This is a genomic window from Mycobacterium sp. ZZG, from assembly GCF_054786995.1.
The window spans coordinates 67,415-87,014 of the sequence record NZ_JBTBFV010000019.1 but is presented as its reverse complement, the minus strand read 5'-3'; the positions used below and the strand labels follow the sequence as shown (position 1 = coordinate 87,014).

Genomic DNA, 19,600 nt, shown 5'->3' with positions numbered 1-19,600 from the left:
GGCTGGTGGCCGCGATCGGAGCCACTCTGCCCGGTGCGGCCTGGCAGCGCTGCCGCACGCACTACACGACGAATCTGATGAGCGTCACACCGAAGGCGTCCTGGCCCTGGGTACGCACGCTGCTGCATTCGGTGTTCGATCAACCTGACGCGGAATCCGTTGCTGCACAATATGACCGGACCATCGACGCGCTCGCCGACAAACTGCCCAAGGTCGCTGATCACTTGGAGGCAGCCCGGCCAGACCTACTCGCGTTCACCGCGTTCCCCAAGCAGATCTGGCGCCAGATCTGGAGCAACAATCCCCAGGAACGGCTCAACAAAGAGATCCGCCGCCGCACCGACGTCGTGGGCATCTTCCCCGACCGCAACGCCCTGATCCGCCTCGTCGGCGCCGTGCTGGCCGAACAACACGACGAATGGGCCGAATCCCGGCGCTACCTCGGACTCGACGTCCTCAGCAAATCACGCACCGTCAACGACACCCCGACCGAACAGGAGGCCACCCCCGCGGCACTGACCACCTGAACCATCACCTCGAAGAATCACACGACGACGTCGTACACCACGCCCCTGGACTTGACCGTGACCTCCGTTGCCTTCGGCAACCGCGAGGTCGGCGATCGAGATCGCCGGCGGCGGCCCGGACACCGGGTTGACTGTGCCGTAGTCGTTGAAGACGTTGCTGAAGCTGCCCTCGGGGGCGTTGGTCCCGGAGGTGTTGGTGGTGGCCTGGCCGAGGTTGCCCGGTTTGTCGCGGTTCACCGACCACATCGACAGCATTCCGAGCTTCTTTGCGCGGGCGAAGTCTTCGAGCGCCTGCGCATCGGCGACGGTGAACACCTCGGTCGTGACGTCGTTGACGCCGATCATCGGCGTCACGCCGAGCTGGTTCCAGCCGAAGCTCTGCCCGTGCTGGGTGTAGAGCGCCGAAAGCTGGGCGTGCGTCGACTCTGCCGCCTGGATGGCATAGGCGCCCATGGTCTTTGCGTTCGGCCCGCTGGTAGGCGCGGCCGATTCACCGTAGTCCATCGCCATGACGTTGATGCCGTCGAGCTTGACACCGGCGCTCAGCGCGGCGTGCACAACGTTGAGGCCGTCGGCGGTCAACCCGGTGGGCAACACCGGCAGGGTGTACCAGATCTCGAGGTCGGGCTTTCGCTGTTGCAGCAGTTTGAGCGCCTGGGCGTTCAGCGCGATCGACGCCTGGTCGGCCACCGCGGCGCCTTCGATGTCGAAGTCGATGCGGTTGAGGCGGTAGGTGTCGACGATGCCGCCGTACGCGGTCGCCAGTGCCTGGGCGCTGAGCCCACGGGTGGCGTACCACTGCGCCAGGCTGGTTCCCGACGCCCCACCCAGGGAGATCATCACATCGCCGCCGGCGGCCTGCAGCGCCGCAATCGACTGGTTGATCGCCTTCGCTTGCTCGAAGTCGGAATCCGGGGTGAGAGCCGAGAGCCCGGCCCACGCCAGCTTGCCGTCCGGCGTCGCCTGCAGGAAACCGAGGGTGATCAGCGACGTTCCGTAGTTCCGGGCGATGGCCAGCAGATTCGGCACCGGCCACGCACCCATGTCCACGTAGGGTGCGAAATACGCCTCACCCCAGAGGGCGTCGCCGGGGTTACCGGAGTTGACGCCGCCGGCGCCGGGTGTCACGGTGTCGTCGTCGAGGATCGTGCCGGTCGCCGAACCGTCGCCGATGGTGGCGGCAGTCGGGTTCGACAGCGTGACGAAGAATGTCTCGTTGCCCTCGACGGCGCTGTCCCCCACCACGTCGACGTGCACCAGTTGCGACGTCACCCCGGGCGCGAAGGTGATGGTGCCCGAGGTCGCGCTGTAATCGAGGCCGGCGATCGCGGTGCCGTTGGAGGTGGCATAGCGGACGGTCACCGTCTCCGTCGACGCCTTGTTCAGGGTCGCGACGAACATGAAATGGCTGTGCTCGCCGTTGCCTTCGGTGACGGACAGGTCGGCGATGGATACGGTCGGCGGTGTGGCCGGCGCCTGATCGACGTCGTCGTTGCGGATGGTGCCGACACCGCTGCCGTCGGCGATGGTCGCGTTGCGCGGGGACGACAACGTCAGCATGAACTGTTCGTCGAGCTCGACGAGGGTGTCGCCGTTGACAGTGACCGTGACGGACTTGGTCGTCTCTCCGGGTGCGAACGTCAGCGTGCCGACCGCCGGGGCGTAGTCCCCGCCGGCCGCGGTGGCGGTGCCGTTGCTCGTGCTGTAACTGACCGTGACCGTCTCGGTGGACGCCTTCGACAGCGTGACGGTGAAGTTCATTGTCGAGGTCCCGGAGTTGCCCTCGGAGAGGCTGCCGTCGCTGACCGACAAGCTCGGCCACAAAACAGGCTGGCCCGCACTGTAGATGAGGTTGCTCCATTTGGTCCTCGCACCCGTCGTCGAGCGCGACGATGTTGCTCGTCTGCAGCTCGCCGATGGCCACACCGGTGAGGGTGTAGGACTGGTTGTTGGCGGTGATCGCGATGCGGGTGGAGCCCGCGACCTCGGTGACGTCGAACTCGTGGGCCTTGAACCAGCCGAAGTCGAGCTTGTCCTTGGACGGATCGAAGTCGAGCGTGGTGTGACTTCCGTACTGCCAGGAAATCGTGGTGGTGGTCCCGGTTTCGCCGGCGGGCGGCTGGCCGTTGCCCGCGGTGGTCGGCCAGCTGTCGGTACCCGCCATCGGAACACCCTGCGGCCGGACCTGCGAGTCGGGCACCGTTCCGATACCCAGCTGCTGGTTGAGCCGGTCCTCGCGCACCTGGGCGTTGTGGAAGATGAAATTGCTCGCGGTGAGCCGGCTCTTCGTGACACCTTGCAGAATCAGCGCCTGGCCGGTGCCGGCATTGGAGATCACGACGCCTTCGGGGGTGTCGGACATGTACAGCTGTTCACGAGTGCCGAAGTAGCGGAAATCGACGACGTCGGTGGCCGCGTTGAAAGCCACCCTGTCGATCTGTCCGACCTCATGCGATCGCGCATAGACGGTGTTGGGCTGCGGAGTGACACCGTTCTCCCAGGCGAGTGCGCCGGAAAGGTCCTGTCGGAGATGGTCGTTGATGACCGGTGTGAAGCTGTCGACGGTGAGCTGGCCCAGCGACACCCCCTTGACGACGGCGGTCTCGCCGGACCAGGGGTTGCGAAAGCCGACCCCCTCGGGGGTGTCGACGACGATGAAGTTGTGCACCGACACCTCCCCGAGATCCAATTTGTCTCTGGCAGGATCGAATCCGACGATGTCGGGCCCGGACGTGGTGACGTGGTGGATCGTGCCGGACGTGGCGCCACCCGCGGCCGCCACGGCGCTGGTGCCGCGCTCGGAGGTCGTCCGGGTGACGACGCCGGTCCCGTTGACGGTGATCGCCACCGGGACCCGAGCCCTGGTGGGGTTCACCGAGATCAGGTGAAAGCCGGTGTCACGCACCTGGATGACGAAGTTGTCGGTACCCTCGGCGACCGCGAGCACGGGATTGACGGTGTAGGTGAAATTGCCCGAGCTGTCGACGGTGACGGTGCCCCTGGTGGGTGCCTGCACCACGGTGTAGACCAGCCGGTCTCCCTCCGGGTCGGACGCGGTCACGGAACCGGTGACCACACCAGGCTGCGATTGCGTGGACCAGGCCAATGCGGCCGTCGGACCGTTGTTGGCGAACAGTCGGTCCATCTCGCGGCGGATGGCACCGAGGACCACGGTGACGAACTCGAAGGTCGGCAGCGGGGTGCCGCTGTTGGTCGCCGACGGGCCGATGCCCAGCAGCCCGAGAAACTTGGACAGCATCGTGGTCAATCCGGAGGACGTGGTCGCGGTCCGCGACGACGTGTTCTCTACAGCAGAGGATCGGACGAGCGCCGTGACGGCGGTGGGAGCCTCGGCGGTAGCGGCCGGCGGGACCGTCTCGGCCTGCTCGTCGACCTCGGCCTGCGGGTCGACGTCATCACGCTGGTCGGTCTCGGTGACATCGTCGACGAGGTTGTCGCGGGCGGCTGGAGCTTCGGTGGTGCCGCGTGCGTCCGTCTCCTCCTGGTGGGCGGAGTCGACCGGTTCTCTGTCGCTGTCGGCCACATCGCCGCGTGAGGATGCAGCGTTCTCGTCCCCGGCTTCCGGCGTGGGCGCACCGTCGGACTCCTCACCGAGGTCGCTGTCCGAGACGAGATCGTCGGATTCTGCATCCGGTGAATCCGAAGCGTCGAGCGGGTCGTCGATGTTCGACCCGCCCGGCTGTGTGGAGGAATCGGCGACGTCGGCCTGGCCCGGCTTCGAGGAGCTGGCCGCACTGCCTGTGCCGCCGACGTTGGTGCTCGATTCTTCGGCGGTGCCGTCGTCACCGGAATCGGCGGCGGCGACCGCCGGTCCCGCCAGCCCGATTCCGAGGGCCACAGCTAATGCGCCCACACGGCCGACAAATCTCCCGTAGCCCATCAGCAACCCTCTCACGTCGAATGCGGGACCTCCCACAGACACAGCTGTGGCAAAACTCATCGCCATCCCCGAACGAGATATTGACGACTTGGAAAGGCATAGAACACCACTGTTCATGAATCGTCAAGCAATGCTGCCGGCCTCTGAAGAGATAGCTGATCATTGGACAGTTTTCTAGACAAGCAAACTTAACGTCGAGGGCGCATGCGGAATATCGCCGTGTAAAGCAGCTTTACAAGGAGACTTCTCTCGCGCAGCGAACTTCATTGCCGGCAATCTCCGGTACCAACGCGTTCGCTTCGGTGCGTGGACAGTGCCGGCTCGCCCGCCATCCTCCCATCGACGCGGGCGCGTCGATTTCAGCGAATGTCATCGCCATGCGTGGCCGCTCCGATTCACCTGGCGACCTCGCCGACGGAACTCCAAGCAAACCCCAGATCCCGCCAGTCAGGACTTAGGGCAGGCAACAGCAAATCTCGCTGACACAGGGCCGTTGCGTGCCCTCAGGCGGTGTCAGGGTCGCCGTGCCGGTTCCGGCGCGCCACGTAGTGAGCCGGGCCGAAACAGGTAGTCCACCACTGGCCACGCATCCGCCGTCTCGCCGCAGACTCGCTCCATCGCTACCGGACGGCCGGAGGGGAAACGATCTTGACCATCCACGACATCGCACCGGAGAACATCCTCGAACCCGATCTGCCCACCATCGCCTACGAGCATGCCGCCGGCCCGACCGAGGCGCATCGGCTCATCGCCACCGCCCGGGCCCGGGGGCCGCTCGCGATGGGGCCGCATGGCCCCGAAGCGCTGACGTACGAGGCCGTACGCATCGTGCTGCGCGACGACCGCTTCCGGATACCCGAAGGAGTCGCGCTCGCCGCGCAGGGTGTCACCTCCGGCGAACTGTGGGACATCGTCGTCAAGGGACTGCTGAGCCTCAACGGTGAGGAGCACCACCGCCAACGGCGGCTGGTGGCCAAGGCTTTCACGCCGCGTGCGGCGGGGCGCCTGCGGAACACCTGCTCGGAGATCATCGCCGGCCTGGTCTCGGGCGTCGAGCAGCGCGGACGGTGCGACGCGGTGGCCGATATCGCCAGGCACTACCCGATCCCGGTCATCTGTGAGCTGCTGGGCACCCGGCGTCAGGACTGGAATCTGTTGTCCGCCTGGGCTGATGACATCTTCAAGGTCTTCGACTGGAACGTGGTGGAAGACGGACCCGTGATCGTGCGGGCCTGGCGGGCGCTGCAGGCCCACCTGGAGGACATGGTCGACGGCCGCCGCGAGTCTCTGACCGACGACCTGCTCTCGGACATGATGCGTGCCGAGGTCGACGGCGACCGCCTGTCCCATGACGAACTGCTCACCCTCGCGGCGACGCTGCTGATGGCGGGCACCGACACCACCCGCAACCAGCTCGCCGCCGCGCTGGAGGTGTTCTGCGACCATCCCGAGCAGTGGGCGATGCTCGCTGCACATCCGGAGCTGGCACCGGCGGCCGTCGAGGAGGTGATGCGGTACTCCCCCGTCATCTTCACCACGGTGCGGGTCGCCGTCGCGGACGTCGAGCTCGCCGGATACACCGTGCCTGCAGGCACTCTGGTGATCGCCAACACCGCCTCGGCGAACCGTGACGCCGCCGTCTACCCCGACCCCGACCGGTTCGACATCACCCGCCTCGACGCTCCCGCGATGCTGACCTTCGGCGGCGGCGTGCACTACTGCCTCGGCGCGCACCTGGCCCGCATCGAACTCGCCGAGGCGCTGACCACCATGGCACGGCGGATGCCGGGCATCCGCAGGGACGGACCGTGCGCGTGGAAGACCCTCACCGGGATCAGCGGGCCCGCGTCGTTACCGATCGCCTTCGGTGACCGCTAACCCGGACAGCGTCTGCCAATTGCGTTGTGTGGCCGCAGCTGCGGCCTCGGCGATCGAGGCGTCCCCGGCTCGGTGTGCGGTGAGGGAGGGTCAACCGCGAGATGCGCCGGTCCGGCCGAGATAATGGCCGGCGTGGCATCGAGAGTTCTGTTTCTGGTCAACGAGCACATGGCTACCGAGGCCCTGCTGGGAGACGCGTTCGCCGAGGAGGGCTTCGACGTCGACACGTTCGAGGTGGTGCCCGCCGACCGTGTCGACGATCCCGCCGGCGAGGTGACCTTCCCGGACCCGACCGGCTACGACGTGATCGTTCCGCTGGGTGCGTCCTGGCCCGTCTACGACGAGGCACTGCGCCGCACCTGGGTAGGCACCGAGATGCAACTGCTCCGTGACGCGGCAGAGGCCGGGATCGCGCTGCTGGGCGTGTGCTTCGGTGGCCAACTGCTGGCTCAGGCGTTCGGCGGATCGGTGACACGCGCGCCGCGCCCGGAGATCGGCTGGTACGACGTGCTCAGCGAATGGCCCGACGTGGTGCCCGGTGGACCCTGGTTCCAGTGGCATTTCGACCGCTGGACCCTGCCTCCCGGTGCGACCGAGATCGCGCGGACCCCCAACTCGTCGCAGGCGTTCGTGATGGGACGCACCCTTGCGCTGCAGTTCCATCCGGAGGTCGATGCCGACCTGATCAAGACCTGGCTGGCCGCCGACCGCGACGGCGACGTGATCGCCGCCGGCTTGGATCACGACGAATTACTCAACCGCACAAGCTATCTCGCCGAAGATACCCGGACGCGGATCCAAACGCTGGTGCGCGGCTTCCTCACCCACGTGGCGGGTCAGCCCCTGCCGAGTTGATGGGCCAGGGCGTCCGCGACGTCGGGGTGCCGGAACGGGTGCCCGGCGGCCAGCAGCTTCGACGGCACCACCCGCTGGCTGGCCTCGGCCAGCTCGCGCGCGCCCTGCGCTCCGAGCAGGACCCGCGGTCCCAGCGCCGGGACCGGTAGCAGCGCAGGCCGGTGCAGCACCCGGGCCAGCTCCCTGGTGTAGTCGGCGTTACGGACCGGCTCCGGGCCCACGGCGTTCACCGGCCCGCTGAGCCCGTCGTCGTAGAGCACCCGGTGGTACACGTCGACGAGGTCGTCGAGACCGATCCAGGACAACCACTGCCTGCCGCTGCCCAGCCGCCCGCCCAGACCGGCCGCGAACAGCGGCCGGAGCAGTCGCAGCGTCCCTCCCGCGGCCGCCTGCACGATGCCGGTGCGCACCGTCGCCACCCGTAACCCCGCGTCGGAGGCGGGCGCCGTCGCCGCCTCCCAGTCGGTGACCACGTCGGCCAGGAAACCGTCGCCGCGGCTGCTGTCCTCGGTCAGCAGGGTGTCGCCCCGGTCGAAACCGTAGATCCCGATCGCCGAGGCGCTGATGAACGTGCGGGGCCCGTTGGGCGCCGACGCCGCGGACGCGGCGAGCAACCTCGTCGGCTCGATCCGGCTGTCGCGGATCGCGGCGCGGTGCGCATCGGTGAATCGACCCGCGATGGACGCCCCGGCGAGGTGCACGACCGCGTCGACGCCGGTGAGCAGATCGGCCGCAGGGTTCCGCGGATCCCAGTGCCGCTCGTCCCCGCCGCGCGCCGGCGTCCGCACCAACCGGATCACCCGGTGACCGCCGGTGCTCAGGAACGCCGACAGCGCCGAGCCGACCAGCCCCGACGCTCCAGAGATCGCCACCACCAGCGGCGCGGCGCCGGCGATCGCCGCCCTGCGGTGCGCGGCCAGGTCGTCGGTGAGCTGGCGCTGCCGGTATACGAACGTCGACCGCAACGCCGCGGCGGGTACCGGGGCCTCGACGCGATCGCGCACCCGGGTGCCGCTGCCGGCATCGCTGAAGGTGTGGGTGTGCCGCCATCCGCCGAGCACCCGGGGCGGCCACGACGCCGGTCCCTGTGACGAGAGCTCGTCGGCGAACTGAGCACCCGCCACGAACGCCGACGGATCGTGGCGCGCCACCCAGCGCAGCCCGCCCGGCAGACCGAGCACCGCCACCCCATCGGCTAGCGACGACGCCTCCGAGATCACCGTCATCGGCTGCCACGGCGGCACCAGTCGGCGCATCGCGCCCGGGCGGGTGTGCCACTGCCAGACCTCGTCGCGGGGGTGGTCGACGACGCAGTCGTACTCGATGCCCATGGCGCTCCCGGGGGTAGTGGTTGTCGGTAGGCATTCGGTGCCGGCGCCGGTCCGGATTGCCCGGTACCGGACGAGGGTATTCCCGCGGCGGGACGGTGCCATGGCCGACAGGAAACGGACTTTCCGAGACCGCCGAGAAGCGGGTCGGCTACTGGCGCGCGACCTGTGCCGGTACCGGGGCCGGCCCGATGTGCTCGTACTCGGCCTGGCCCGAGGCGGGGTCCCGGTCGGCCGCGAGGTCGCCGACGCCCTGTCCGCGCCGCTGGACGTGTGCCTGGTCCGCAAACTCAGCGTGCCGCAGTGGCCCGAGCTCGCGATGGGCGCGCTGACCAGCGGCGACGGGATCGTGCTGAACGAGAATCTCGTCCGCGACCTGGGCGTGGCAGAGAGCGCGCTCAAGGCGGCCATCGAGCGTGAGACCGCCGAACTGCACCGGCGCGAAGAGGTCTATCGCGGTGATCGTGAACCCCTGGTGCTGTCGGGCAGCGCGGTGATCCTCGTCGACGACGGCATCGCCACCGGCGCCAGCATGATCGCGGCCGTGCGAGCCGTGCGGCGGGCCGGGGCCAAAGAAGTGATCGTCGGGGTCCCGGTCGGGCCGGCGTCGGTGTGCCGCCGGTTACGCGAGGAGGCCGACGAGGTGGTGTGCTCGACGATGCCCGCCGATTTCCACGCCGTCGGACAGGTTTACGCGGACTTTCATCAGGTCAGCGATGACGAGGTTCGGGAACTGCTGACCGCGTGAAGTCGCCGGTCACTGCCTCGGGGACTCGTCGTCGGAGTCCACCGCAGCCGGCTCGACGGGTTCATGCTCCACCGGTTCGCGCTCCACGTCGACCGCGAGCGTGTCGTCGGTCGGCGCCTCGTCGTAGTCCTGCGCAAGTGGCGCCTCGTCGGGATAGTCCTCGACGTACTCGGTCTCCGGTTCATCGGAATCCATTGCCGCAGGGGCGGTTTCATCGGACTTGCGGTTGGAGCGATCGCGCAGCGCGTCGACGATCAACAGGATGACGCCGACGGCGCTCGCCGCGATGCAGACCCAGGCGATGAGCTCGTTGCCGGTGACGACCGCCATCACCAACGCCGCCAGACCGACGACGGCGAGCACGAGCGCGACGATCAACATGAGCCGTACCTGAGTGAGAGGGGCACGTGACTAGTTGGCGCCCCGGTTGAACTGGTTGAAGCCACCGTCGTTGCCGGCACCGGAGTCGACCGGAGCGGCCGAGCCGCGCTGGCCGAGTTCCTCGAGCTGGGACTCCAGGTAGGTCTTGAGGCGGGTGCGGTATTCGCGCTCGAAGGTGCGCAGCTGTTCCAGTCGGCCTTCGAGCACCGTGCGCTGCTGGTTGATCGTGCCCATGATCTCGGAGTGCTTGCGCTCGGCGTCGGCCTGAAGGGCGTCGGCCTTCTCCTGGGCCTGGCGCAGCTGAGCCTCGGACCGGCTCTGCGCGTCGGCGAGCATCGCGTCGGCGCGCTGGCGCGCCTCGGTCACCGTGGTCTCGGCGGTCTGCCGCGCCTCGGTGACCATCGCATCGGCCTGAGCGCGGGCATCGGAGAGCATCTTCTCCGACTCGGCCTTGGCGCTGTTGGTCAGGCGGTCCGCGGTGTCCTGAGCCAGGCTGAGAACCTTGGCGGCGCGCAGATGCTGATCCTCGGGAACCGGCGCGGCGGCCTGTGCGGGCGCCGCCTCGTAGGTGGTCTCGGGAGCCGGTGCGGTCTCGGGCTCGGCCTCGTAGACTGGCAGCGTCTGCGTCGGCTGGGCAGCTCCTTCGCCGGCGCGCGCCGAAGCGAGCTCCTGCTCCAGCTCGGCGACCCGCTGACGACAGTCGCTGTTCTCTTCTATGAGGCGGGACAGCTCGTTTTCGACGAGGTCGAGGAACGCATCAACCTCGTCCTCGTTGTAGCCGCGCTTGCCAATGGGTGGCTTGCTGAACGCCACGTTGTGCACGTCGGCAGGAGTGAGCGGCATTGTCTGCCCCCTTGAAGTCTGGACCGTCAATTGATCTCGAAGTGTAAAGCCTTGCTGCAACGTAACTGGCGTCCATCCTGTCACACCAGACCCGGCGGTTGCAGGCGAGGTCGATAATTAAACCGATATTCCACCCCCTGCGGGCACGCCGAAGACCCGGCGCGGCCGGTCCGCCGGCTGCAAACCTGAGTTCAGGCCGCCGCCCCGAAGGCGAGCTGCATGCCGATGAACGCAACGAGCAGCAGCACCATGATCGACAGATCGAACCGCACCGCACCGATCGTGAGCTGCGGTATCAGCCGTCGCAGCAGCTTCACGGGCGGATCGGTGAGCGTCATGATGATCTCCAGAATGACCACCGTCGCCCCACGCGGATGCCAATCACGGCTGAAGGAGCGGATGAACTCGACCACGACCCGGGCAATCAGCAGGAGCCAGAACACGAACAGCGCGAAACCCAGGATTTCGAAGAAGAGCGCCAACGAAGCCGACCTCACTCAGGCAGATGTGTGACCTTGACTACAGACTGCGACGCAGCCTGAGTCGCCTCGAGCCGACAACGCCCGCGCGACGCCGCCAGCCTACCCGGGTTGACGGGTAGGGCTACTGGTAGGCGTAGAAGCCGGCCTCGGCGATGCGCCGCCGCTGTTCGGCGGTGACGTCGACATCGGCGGGCGAGAGCAGGAACACCTTGGTGGCGACCTTGTCGAACGAGCCGCGCAGCGCGAAGGCCAGGCCCGCCGCGAAGTCCACCAGCCGCTTGGCGTCGGCGTTGTCCATCGAGACCAGGTCCATGATCACCGGGGTGCCGTCGCGGAAGCGCTCACCGATGGTGCGTGCCTCGCTGTAGTCCTTCGGCCGAAGCGTGGTGATCTTGGCCAGCGGGCTGCCGGCTTCGAACAGCTCGGCCATTCCGCGCGGGTCCATCGCCAGCGCACCGCGGGTCGAACCCCGCATGCCGCCGAAACGCGGTGGGGTGCGGTCGAATTCGCGCGGACCGCGCATCCGGGCGTCGAACCGGGCATCGTCGAAACCGCCGCGGTAGGCGGCCGGCTCATCGTATTCGCGGCGGCGGTCGTCGGCCGGGCTGTCATATCCGCGGGCGTAGCCCTCGTCCTCGAAGCGATCCTCGCGGGGACGGCGGTAACCGCGCACGGGGGCACGGTCGTCGTCCTCGTAATAGTCGTCCTCATAGTCGTCCATCGGCGCCATACCGAAGTAGGCCTTGACTTTGTGCAGTGTGCTCATTGTGAGGACCCTTCGTGCGGAGAAGACTCAGGAAAGTGCGGCAAGTTTGGTGTCTGTGATGACTGTGTGACTCGTGTGACTACTGCCGGTGACGTTAGCGGGCGCGATCCCAGTAGCGCGGTACCGACACGCACACAAGTGGATCCGTGTCGGATTGCCGCCTCCAGGTCACCGGACATTCCGGCGGAGAGCCCGAGGCGCTGCCGATAACCGGCCTGTATCCGGTCGCGTTCTCGTTCCAACCGCGCGAACGCCTCGCCGGCGTCGGCGTTCAGCGGCGGGATGGCCATCAGCCCGACGAACTCCAACCCGCCTGCCCCGTCGATGGCGGCGCAGAGCTCGTCGATGCGGTCCGAGGCTGCGACGTCGACTCCGCCCCTGGATTCGTCCCCGTCGAGGCTGACCTGCAGATAGACCCGCAACGGCGCGGTCCGACCGCCCTCGTCAAGCGCTTCTGCGGCTGCCCGGTCCAGGGCCGCGATCACCTTGGCGCTGTCGACCGAGTGCGCCGCATACGCCCACCGCGCGACCGAGCGCGCCTTGTTTCGCTGGATCCGTCCGATCATGTGCCACTGGACCGGCGCGCCGCCGACGAGCGTGTCGACCTCGGCGAGTTTCGCGGCCGCTTCCTGGTCGCGGGATTCGCCGAACGCCGGGCAACCCAGCCGGTACAGCGCCGCGACGTCGGCAGCAGGGAAGAACTTCGTGACCGGGAGCAGTTCGATGTCGTCGGCGTCGCGACCGGCGGCCTCGGCGGCGCGCGCGACGCGCTCCCGCAACCCGTCCAGTGCCCGGCCAAGGTCGGCTTCGCGTGTCACGACACCGGCTCCAGCCAGATCACCGACGCCATGCGCCCCGTCGGGGCATCGCGGCGATGACTGAACAGATTCGGATCGTCGACCGTGCAGCGCGGATCGACATCGACCGACCGCACCCCGAGCGAGTGCAGCTGAGTCACGAGGCCCGCGCGCAGATCGAGCCCGGGCGTGCCGCGGGACGTGTTCGTTCGGCTGCCCGGCAACGCCCGCTCGACCTCGGCGGCCATCGCTTCGGGCACCTCGTAGTTACGGCCACTGACCGCGGGTCCGAGCAGCACCGACACGTCCTCGACGTGCGCTCCGGCGTCGGTCATCACCTTCAGCGTCCGCGCGACGATGCCCGCGGCGGCGCCGACCCGTCCGGCATGCACCGCCGCGACGACGCCGGCGCGTGCGTCGGCCATCAGCACCGGCACACAGTCGGCGGTCACCACGGCCAGCGCCAGTCCCGGGGTGGTGGTCACCAGACCGTCGGTGGCGTCAAGCGTCTCCTCGCCGCGGTCGACGACCGCGACGTTGGCGCTGTGCACCTGGTTCATCCAGACGATGCCGCCCTCCAACCCGAGCGTCGCGGCGAGCCGGCGCCGGTTGGCGGCAACCGCCTCCGGGTCGTCACCGACATGATCGCCGAGGTTGAAGGACGCGAACGGCGGTTTGGACACACCACCCGCCCGGGTGGTGGTCACGCGCCTGACCGTGAAGACCACGGACTGCGGGCCGGTCAGTGGCGCATGAACGGCGGCACGTCGACGTCGTCGTCCGAGATGCCGTCATCGCCGCCGCCGATCCGCACCGTCGCACCGTTGGTGTGCCCGGCCGGCACGCTCGCCGGATCGGACGGCTCGAAGATCGACGAGTTCACCCGTCCCGCCTTGCCCGGGGCGATCGGCTGGGCCGGCGCGGCCGCCGGGACCGCCTCGCCGGTGACCGGCACACGGCCCGGACCCGCCGCGTCGAAGCCGGCCGCGATGACCGTGACCCGGACCTCGTCGCCGAGCGAGTCGTCGATGACGGTGCCGAAGATGATGTTGGCGTCGGGGTGCGCGGCGTCTTGAACCAGCGAGGCGGCCTCATTGATCTCGAACAGGCCGAGGTCGCTGCCGCCCGCGACCGACAGCAGCACACCCTGAGCGCCCTCCATCGAGGCCTCCAGCAGCGGCGAGTTGATCGCGATCTCGGCGGCCTTGAGCGCACGGCCGTCACCACGCGCCGAACCGATGCCCATCAGCGCGGTGCCCGCGGAGCTCATCACGCCCTTGACGTCGGCGAAGTCCACGTTGATCAGGCCCGGGGTGGTGATCAGGTCGGTGATGCCCTGCACGCCGTTGAGCAGCACCTCGTCGGCGCTGCGGAACGCGTCCATCAGCGACACCGCGGCGTCGCCCATCTGCAGCAGCCGGTCGTTCGGGATGACGATCAGCGTGTCGCAGCTTTCGCGCAGGGCCTGGATGCCGTTCTCGGCCTGGTTGCTGCGCCGCTTGCCCTCGAACGAGAACGGCCGGGTCACCACGCCGACGGTCAACGCACCGAGCTTGCGCGCGATCGACGCCACGACGGGAGCGCCGCCGGTGCCGGTGCCACCGCCCTCGCCGGCGGTGACGAACACCATGTCGGCGCCGCGCAGCAGTTCCTCGATGTCGTCCTTGGCGTCCTCGGCGGCCTTGCGGCCGACCTCCGGGTCCGCACCCGCGCCGAGACCGCGGGTCGAATCGCGGCCGACGTCGAGTTTGACGTCGGCATCGCTCATCAACAGCGCCTGCGCGTCGGTGTTGATCGCGATGAACTCGACGCCCTTGAGACCCTGTTCGATCATCCGGTTGACGGCGTTGACGCCACCGCCGCCGATGCCGACCACCTTGATCACAGCGAGGTAGTTATGCGGGGGGGTCATGGAGTGCCCTTCCTGCCTGGTTGCCTGTCTGGAAACGGATAACCGCTGGAGCAAACCCTCAACCTCAACCAGAGGCTTAGAGTTATGTCAAGTTGTTCCGCGCAACCAGAACGTTAGGGGTGGTCACCGCGCTCACCGGGCAGGCGCGCCGAAACGACACGACAAAAATCCATGAGTGCGGCGGCCGTCACTATTTGACGGTGGGCAGGTCCGGGCTGGACACGTCGTAGACCTGGCCGGGCTGGGTCAGCAGCGCCGCCAGCTTGAGCGCCTTCTCGTCGGTGCGGTCGGTGGTCCCCCACACCACGGTGCGCCCGTCGACCAGGGTCAGCGTGATCGCCGCGACCGACGGTGCCGAGACGCGCCCGATCTGACTCGCCACGTCGGGGCGCAGCGAGGTCATCACCTCGAGCGCGGCCCGGGTGGCCGGATCGTTCGGACCGGGGTTTTCGGTGTCCAGATACGGGATGCCCGGCGGCGGCGGGGCCACGGCGAAGTCGACGCCGTCCTTGTCGAACAGGTGCACCCCGTCCGGATAATCCTTGAGCACCACCGGCACCCGCTCGACGAGGGTGACCCGCAACGTGGACGGATACTGCCGCTGCACCCGTGCCGACGCGACCCGCCGGATGCCGGCCACCCGTTCGGCCACAGCGTCGGTGTCGACCTGTAGCAGCGGCGTGCCGGGCGCCACCGCCGCGGCGGCGACGACCTCGTCCTGGGTGACCGCGCCGACCCCGACCACCACGATGGTGCGCACCGACATGATCGGCGTGAAGTACAGCAGCAGGCCCAGGCCGACCACGAGCACCGCGATCAGCGCAGTCCACATCAACACCTTCAGCCCCCGTACCGTGGCGCGGCCGAGTGTCCTGGTCTGCGGCGTCGGGGGGCCCAGGGCGCGCCGCTTGGCCTCCCTGCGGGCCTGCTCGATCGCGGTCGCCCTGGCCTGCGCGGCCCGGCGTTCCTCGCGTTCGCGCCGGGCCCGCCGCCGTGGACCCTCGAAATCCTCTGCGCCGTCCAGGGATTCGGTGAGAGGGTCGTTCTGCGGCGTCGCGGCGGCGTCCTCGGTCGGCTCGGTCATGCCCTGGCGTCCACCTCGGCCAGGATCTCGCGTCCCAGCAGTGTGACGTCCCCGGCGCCCATCGTCACGACGACGTCGCCGGGCCTGACCGCGGCGGCCACCCGCGCGGCGACCGCCGAGAAGTCCGGGATGTAGGTGACCGGCGCGGAGACCGCGTCGGCCACGGTGGCTCCGCTGACCCCGGCCAGCGGTTGCTCCCTGGCGGCGTACACGTCGAGTACGACGACCTGGTCGGCGGCGCTCAGCGCCGCGCCGAACTCCGCGGCGAAAGTCTCGGTGCGCGAGTACAGGTGGGGCTGGAACACCACGATGGCTCGGCCCCGGCCCGCCTGTTCGACGACGGCGCGCAGGGCGGTCAGCGTGGCCCGGACCTCGGTCGGGTGGTGGGCGTAGTCGTCGAAGACACGGACGCCGTTCGCCGTGCCGACCAACTCGAGACGGCGGCGCACACCCTCGAAGCCGGCCAGCCCGTCGAGCACGGCGTCCACGTCGGCACCGGCCTGCCGTGCGGCCAGCAGCGCCCCGAGCGCGTTGAGCGCCATGTGCCTGCCGGGCACTGACAACCGCATCGAACGCGGCCGGCTCTCGTCGGCCAGCCGGATCTCGGCGACCGCGCCGGTGCCCTGCTGGGCCCAGTTCACCAGCGTCGCGTCCAGGCCGGGAGTGCTGCCGTAGCGCAATACCTGCACGCCCGTCCCCGACGCCCGGTCCCCCAGCGCCCGGGCTCCCGGGTCGTCGGCGCAGATCACCAGCGTCCCACCGGCATTGATGCGTTCGACGAACTGGTCGAACACCGCGGTATAGGCCTGCGCACTGCCGAAGAAGTCGAGATGGTCGGCTTCGATGTTGGTGACCACCACGATGTCCGGGCTGTACTCCAGCAGCGATCCGTCGCTCTCGTCGGCTTCGGCCACGAACGTCGGTCCGCTGCCGTGGTGGGCATTGGTGCCGGCCTCGCCGAGGTCACCACCGACGGCGAAGGACGGATCGAAACCGCAGTGCTGCAACGCCACGATGAGCATCGAGGTGGTGGTGGTCTTGCCGTGGGTCCCGGTCACCATCAGGGTGGTGTGCCCGGCCATCAACCTGGCGAGCACGGCGGGACGCAGGATGACCGGGATGCCGCGCCGGTGGGCCTCGACGAGTTCGGGATTGGTCTTCGGGATCGCGGCGTGCGTGGTGACCACCGCGGTGGGTCCACCGGGCAGGATGTCCAGCGCGGACGGGTCGTGCCCGATGCGGATCTGGGCGCCACGCGCGCGCAGCGCGATCACCCCGCGGGAGTCCTTGGCGTCCGATCCCGACACCATCCCGCCGCGGTCGAGCAGGATGCGCGCGATACCCGACATGCCGGCCCCACCGATGCCCACCATGTGCACCCGCTGCAGTTCGGCGGGCAGTCCGCCCGGGTGACCATGCCTGCTCATCACCGGGTCTGCCTCTGCCGGGCGCCGCGCGCCACCTCCAACGCGATCTCGGCGACCCGCCGGGCCGCGTCCCGGTGGCCGGCCAGCGCGGCGGCCGCCGTCATCGCGGCCAGTGTGTCCGGATCGTTGAGCAGGCCGGGCACCGTCCCGGCGACGAACTCCGGTGTCAGCGAACGGTCGTCGACGACCATGCCGCCGCCGGCCTCGACCACCGGCAACGCGTTCAGCCGCTGCTCGCCATTGCCGATCGGCAGCGGCACATAGATCGCGGGCAGTCCGACGGCGGTGACCTCGGCGACGGTCATCGCGCCCGACCGGCACACCGCGAGATCGGCCGCGGCATAGGCGAGATCCATCCGGTCCAGGTACGGCACCGCGACATAGGGCGGGCCCCCCGGCTTCGGCGCCGGCAGATCGATCGTGTTCTTCGGCCCGTGCGCATGTAGAACCGAGATGCCTTGTTCGGCAAGGATTTCCGCAGCGCCCGAGACGGCCCGGTTGAGCGACTGCGCACCCTGGGAACCGCCGAAAACCAGCAGCACCCGGGCGTCGTCGGCGAATCCGAAATGGGCCCGCGCCTGCGCCCGCAGCGCCATCCTGTCCAGCGAGGTGATGGCCTCCCGCACCGGCACCCCAACCACCTCGACGCGTGGCAGGCCGGGATCGGCTACGGCCGCGAGCACCCGCTGCGCCGACCGGGAGCCCAGCTTGTTGGCCCAGCCTGCGCTGGCGTTGGCCTCGTGCACGACAACAGGGACACGCCGGCCCGGTATCAGGGTGCGCGCGGCCAGATAGGCGGGGACCGCGACGTACCCGCCGAACCCGATCACGACGTCGGCGCCGACCTCGTCGAGCACCGCCCGGGTCTGGCGCACCGCGCGCCGTATCCGCAACGGCAACCGGAGCAGATCCACCGACGGCTTACGCGGCAACGGCACCGGGGTGATCAGCTCCAGGTGATATCCGCGCTGCGGCACCAGCCGGGTCTCCAGGCCCCGCTGCGTGCCGAGTGCGGTGATCCGCACGCGCGGATCCAGTGCGGTCAGAGCGTCGGCGACCGCCAGCGCGGGCTCGATGTGACCCGCCGTGCCGCCGCCGGCGAGAATGACCGAAATCCCCCGGTCGCTGCGCCCCTGCCCCGCCGGGACCGAGATCCTCGTCACCCGTAACGCTGACCTTCCAGTGTGCGGGCCCGCCGGCCCTGATTTCGCCGGCTCTCACCGTAGCCGCCGGACGGCCGGCCCGACCGCACCGGGTGCCCGCCGTCGGCACGCCGCGACCGGCGCTGCGGCCGCTCGGGGGCCTTCGGCGCTTCGGCCCGGGGCCGCCTGCGCAGCCGGTCGCGCAGGGCCTCGGTGCGCGTCGGCACATACGGCGCCGGCAGCGGCAGCCGCAGCAGCCGGTTGACCCTGTCGTCGCGGCCCGCGCGCAGCGCCGCGACCGCCTCGGGTTCGTGCCGGGCGGCGTTGGCCATGATCCCGATCATCAGCAGCGTGGTGGCAGTAGATGTGCCGCCGGCCGAGATGAGCGGCAGCTGCAGGCCGGTCACCGGCAGCAGACCCACCACGTATCCGACGTTGATGAACACCTGCGACAGGATCCACAGCGTGGCCGTGGCGGTGAGCAGCCGCAGGAACGGGTCGGCGGAGCGACGCGCGATCCGCATGCCGGTATAGGCGAACAACCCGAACAGCAGCAGCAGGCCGACGGCGCCGACGAAGCCGAGCTCCTCGCCGATGATCGCGAAGATGAAGTCGTTGTGGGCGTTGGGCAGGTAGTTCCACTTGGCGGTGCCCTGGCCGAGGCCGTCGCCGAACACGCCGCCGTTGGCCAAGGCGAACCGGGCTTGACGGGCCTGATAGCCGGATCCCTGGGCGTCGGCGGAGGGGTCCAGCCACGACTGCACGCGCGCCGACCGGTAGCCCGCCGACATCGCGAGCACCGCACCGGAGACCAGCACCGCGCCCAGCGAGCTCAGAAACACCCGCAGCGGCAGGCCCGCGTACCAGAGCAGGCCGAGCAGGATCACACCCATCGACAGCGTCTGCCCGAGGTCGGGCTGCGCGACGATCAGCGCCAGCGCGATCACCGCCGCCGGGACCAGTGGGACAAGCATCTCGCGCAGCGACGCATGCTCCATGCGCCGTGCGGCCAGCAGGTGCGCACCCCAGATCGCCAACGCGATCTTGGCCAGCTCCGACGGCTGCATGGAGAACCCGGCCACCACGAACCAGCCGCGAGAACCGTTGGCCACCTTGCCGATACCAGGGATCAGCACGAGGACCAACAGCACGACGGAGACTGCGAAGCCCGCGAAGGCGAACCGCCGCATCACCGCGACCGGCATCCGGAGCGCGACGTAGAACGCGAGCAGCCCGATCGCCGTCCACAGCAGCTGTTTGCCGAACACCGCCCAGGGCGAGCCCTCGAAATCGTAGGAGTACACGCCTGACGCCGACAGCACCATCGTCAGACCCATGGTGATGAGCAGCGCGGTGACCGCGACGATGAGGTGGAACGACGTCATCGGCCGTCCGAGCCAGGCCCCGACGCGGGTGCGTGGGATCGGCAGGGCGGCCTCGGCTGCCGACGTGCCTCCGGTGACCGCCTGCGGGTCGGCGGCCGGGTGCGCGCGACGGTGGCGCAGCCGGTCGAGGATGCTGCTCACGTG

The 19,600-nt window shown here is 69.2% G+C and carries 17 protein-coding genes and 1 pseudogene; 4 read left to right on the top strand and 14 right to left on the bottom strand.

What is annotated here, in order from left to right:
* Window positions 1-527: transposase (locus ACXMYJ_RS13460; RefSeq protein WP_460356795.1), on the top strand; the 527-nt coding region annotated here is incomplete at its 5' end.
* Here ACXMYJ_RS13460 and ACXMYJ_RS13455 read toward each other — a convergent pair.
* The gene (locus ACXMYJ_RS13455; protein ID WP_460356792.1) at window positions 465-2,288 is read right to left on the bottom strand and encodes a chitinase; all 1,824 of its coding nucleotides are present in this window, start codon (window positions 2,286-2,288) and stop codon (window positions 465-467) included. The two genes, ACXMYJ_RS13460 and ACXMYJ_RS13455, sit on opposite strands and share 63 nt — an antisense overlap.
* A 1,192-nt stretch (window positions 2,289-3,480) precedes the next feature.
* Window positions 3,481-3,672: pseudogene (locus ACXMYJ_RS13450) on the bottom strand (Ig-like domain-containing protein); the annotation flags it as partial.
* Window positions 3,673-5,076: 1,404 nt separating this feature from the next.
* Here ACXMYJ_RS13450 and ACXMYJ_RS13445 point away from each other — a divergent pair.
* Together ACXMYJ_RS13445 and ACXMYJ_RS13440 are read left to right on the top strand one after the other, a co-directional pair.
* Window positions 5,077-6,306: a cytochrome P450 gene (locus ACXMYJ_RS13445; protein ID WP_460356790.1), complete on the top strand. Its 1,230-nt coding sequence runs from the start codon at window positions 5,077-5,079 to the stop codon at window positions 6,304-6,306.
* Window positions 6,307-6,429: 123 nt separating this feature from the next.
* Window positions 6,430-7,161, top strand: a complete 732-nt coding sequence (locus tag ACXMYJ_RS13440) for a type 1 glutamine amidotransferase (RefSeq protein ID WP_460356788.1) — start codon at window positions 6,430-6,432, stop codon at window positions 7,159-7,161.
* Here ACXMYJ_RS13440 and ACXMYJ_RS13435 read toward each other — a convergent pair.
* On the bottom strand, window positions 7,143-8,492 hold the full coding sequence (locus tag ACXMYJ_RS13435; RefSeq protein WP_460356785.1) for a TIGR01777 family oxidoreductase: 1,350 nt from the start codon (window positions 8,490-8,492) through the stop codon (window positions 7,143-7,145). The two genes, ACXMYJ_RS13440 and ACXMYJ_RS13435, sit on opposite strands and share 19 nt — an antisense overlap.
* A gap of 100 nt (window positions 8,493-8,592) precedes the next feature.
* On the opposite strand from ACXMYJ_RS13435, the gene ACXMYJ_RS13430 reads away from it, so the two are divergent.
* Window positions 8,593-9,237 carry a phosphoribosyltransferase gene (locus ACXMYJ_RS13430; RefSeq protein WP_460356782.1) on the top strand — a complete coding sequence of 215 codons (645 nt, stop codon included), beginning with the start codon at window positions 8,593-8,595 and terminating at the stop codon, window positions 9,235-9,237.
* 9 nt (window positions 9,238-9,246) lie between these two features.
* Here the strand turns inward: ACXMYJ_RS13430 and ACXMYJ_RS13425 are convergent, their stop codons facing one another.
* From ACXMYJ_RS13425 to ftsW, 11 genes are all read right to left on the bottom strand, one after another.
* A complete protein-coding gene (locus tag ACXMYJ_RS13425; RefSeq protein ID WP_460356780.1) occupies window positions 9,247-9,618 on the bottom strand; it encodes a phage holin family protein in 372 nt (123 codons plus the stop codon).
* A 30-nt stretch (window positions 9,619-9,648) separates the two neighbouring features.
* On the bottom strand, window positions 9,649-10,461 hold the full coding sequence (gene wag31 / locus ACXMYJ_RS13420; RefSeq protein ID WP_260753459.1) for a DivIVA-like cell division protein Wag31: 813 nt from the start codon (window positions 10,459-10,461) through the stop codon (window positions 9,649-9,651).
* Between the two features lie 191 nt (window positions 10,462-10,652).
* A complete protein-coding gene (locus ACXMYJ_RS13415) occupies window positions 10,653-10,943 on the bottom strand; it encodes a YggT family protein (RefSeq protein ID WP_067958009.1) in 291 nt (96 codons plus the stop codon).
* A 121-nt stretch (window positions 10,944-11,064) separates the two neighbouring features.
* Entirely contained in the window at window positions 11,065-11,709 is a 645-nt protein-coding gene (locus ACXMYJ_RS13410; protein ID WP_260753461.1) for a cell division protein SepF, read from the bottom strand.
* A complete protein-coding gene (locus tag ACXMYJ_RS13405) occupies window positions 11,706-12,527 on the bottom strand; it encodes a YggS family pyridoxal phosphate-dependent enzyme (RefSeq protein ID WP_460356776.1) in 822 nt (273 codons plus the stop codon). Before ACXMYJ_RS13405 ends, ACXMYJ_RS13410 begins: the two co-directional genes overlap by 4 nt.
* Complete coding sequence (pgeF, locus tag ACXMYJ_RS13400; protein WP_460356774.1) at window positions 12,524-13,234, bottom strand: peptidoglycan editing factor PgeF; 711 nt, start codon at window positions 13,232-13,234, stop codon at window positions 12,524-12,526. Before pgeF ends, ACXMYJ_RS13405 begins: the two co-directional genes overlap by 4 nt.
* A 14-nt stretch (window positions 13,235-13,248) precedes the next feature.
* On the bottom strand, window positions 13,249-14,418 hold the full coding sequence (gene ftsZ / locus ACXMYJ_RS13395; RefSeq protein WP_260753466.1) for a cell division protein FtsZ: 1,170 nt from the start codon (window positions 14,416-14,418) through the stop codon (window positions 13,249-13,251).
* Between the two features lie 190 nt (window positions 14,419-14,608).
* Entirely contained in the window at window positions 14,609-15,502 is an 894-nt protein-coding gene (locus ACXMYJ_RS13390; RefSeq protein WP_460356771.1) for a cell division protein FtsQ/DivIB, read from the bottom strand.
* Window positions 15,499-16,929, bottom strand: a complete 1,431-nt coding sequence (gene murC, locus ACXMYJ_RS13385; RefSeq protein ID WP_460356769.1) for a UDP-N-acetylmuramate--L-alanine ligase — start codon at window positions 16,927-16,929, stop codon at window positions 15,499-15,501. Before murC ends, ACXMYJ_RS13390 begins: the two co-directional genes overlap by 4 nt.
* The gene (gene murG / locus ACXMYJ_RS13380) at window positions 16,929-18,092 is read right to left on the bottom strand and encodes an undecaprenyldiphospho-muramoylpentapeptide beta-N-acetylglucosaminyltransferase (protein ID WP_460356766.1); all 1,164 of its coding nucleotides are present in this window, start codon (window positions 18,090-18,092) and stop codon (window positions 16,929-16,931) included. Before murG ends, murC begins: the two co-directional genes overlap by 1 nt.
* Entirely contained in the window at window positions 18,089-19,597 is a 1,509-nt protein-coding gene (ftsW, locus tag ACXMYJ_RS13375) for a putative lipid II flippase FtsW (protein WP_443187058.1), read from the bottom strand. The genes murG and ftsW overlap by 4 nt, the downstream gene beginning before the upstream one ends.
* Window positions 19,598-19,600 lie beyond the last annotated feature (3 nt).

Bases quoted from the DNA above. Each gene is read 5' to 3' on its own strand.
- ACXMYJ_RS13455 (WP_460356792.1), bottom strand. From the start codon at position 2,288: ATGAACTTCACCGTCACGCTGTCGAAGGCGTCCACCGAGACGGTCACG.
- ACXMYJ_RS13440 (WP_460356788.1), top strand. From the start codon at position 6,430: ATGGCCGGCGTGGCATCGAGAGTTCTGTTTCTGGTCAACGAGCACATG.
- ACXMYJ_RS13435 (WP_460356785.1), bottom strand. From the start codon at position 8,492: ATGGGCATCGAGTACGACTGCGTCGTCGACCACCCCCGCGACGAGGTC.
- ACXMYJ_RS13430 (WP_460356782.1), top strand. From the start codon at position 8,593: ATGGCCGACAGGAAACGGACTTTCCGAGACCGCCGAGAAGCGGGTCGG.
- ACXMYJ_RS13425 (WP_460356780.1), bottom strand. From the start codon at position 9,618: ATGTTGATCGTCGCGCTCGTGCTCGCCGTCGTCGGTCTGGCGGCGTTG.
- wag31 (WP_260753459.1), bottom strand. From the start codon at position 10,461: ATGCCGCTCACTCCTGCCGACGTGCACAACGTGGCGTTCAGCAAGCCA.
- ACXMYJ_RS13410 (WP_260753461.1), bottom strand. From the start codon at position 11,709: ATGAGCACACTGCACAAAGTCAAGGCCTACTTCGGTATGGCGCCGATG.
- ftsZ (WP_260753466.1), bottom strand. From the start codon at position 14,418: ATGACCCCCCCGCATAACTACCTCGCTGTGATCAAGGTGGTCGGCATC.
- ACXMYJ_RS13390 (WP_460356771.1), bottom strand. From the start codon at position 15,502: ATGACCGAGCCGACCGAGGACGCCGCCGCGACGCCGCAGAACGACCCT.
- murC (WP_460356769.1), bottom strand. From the start codon at position 16,929: ATGAGCAGGCATGGTCACCCGGGCGGACTGCCCGCCGAACTGCAGCGG.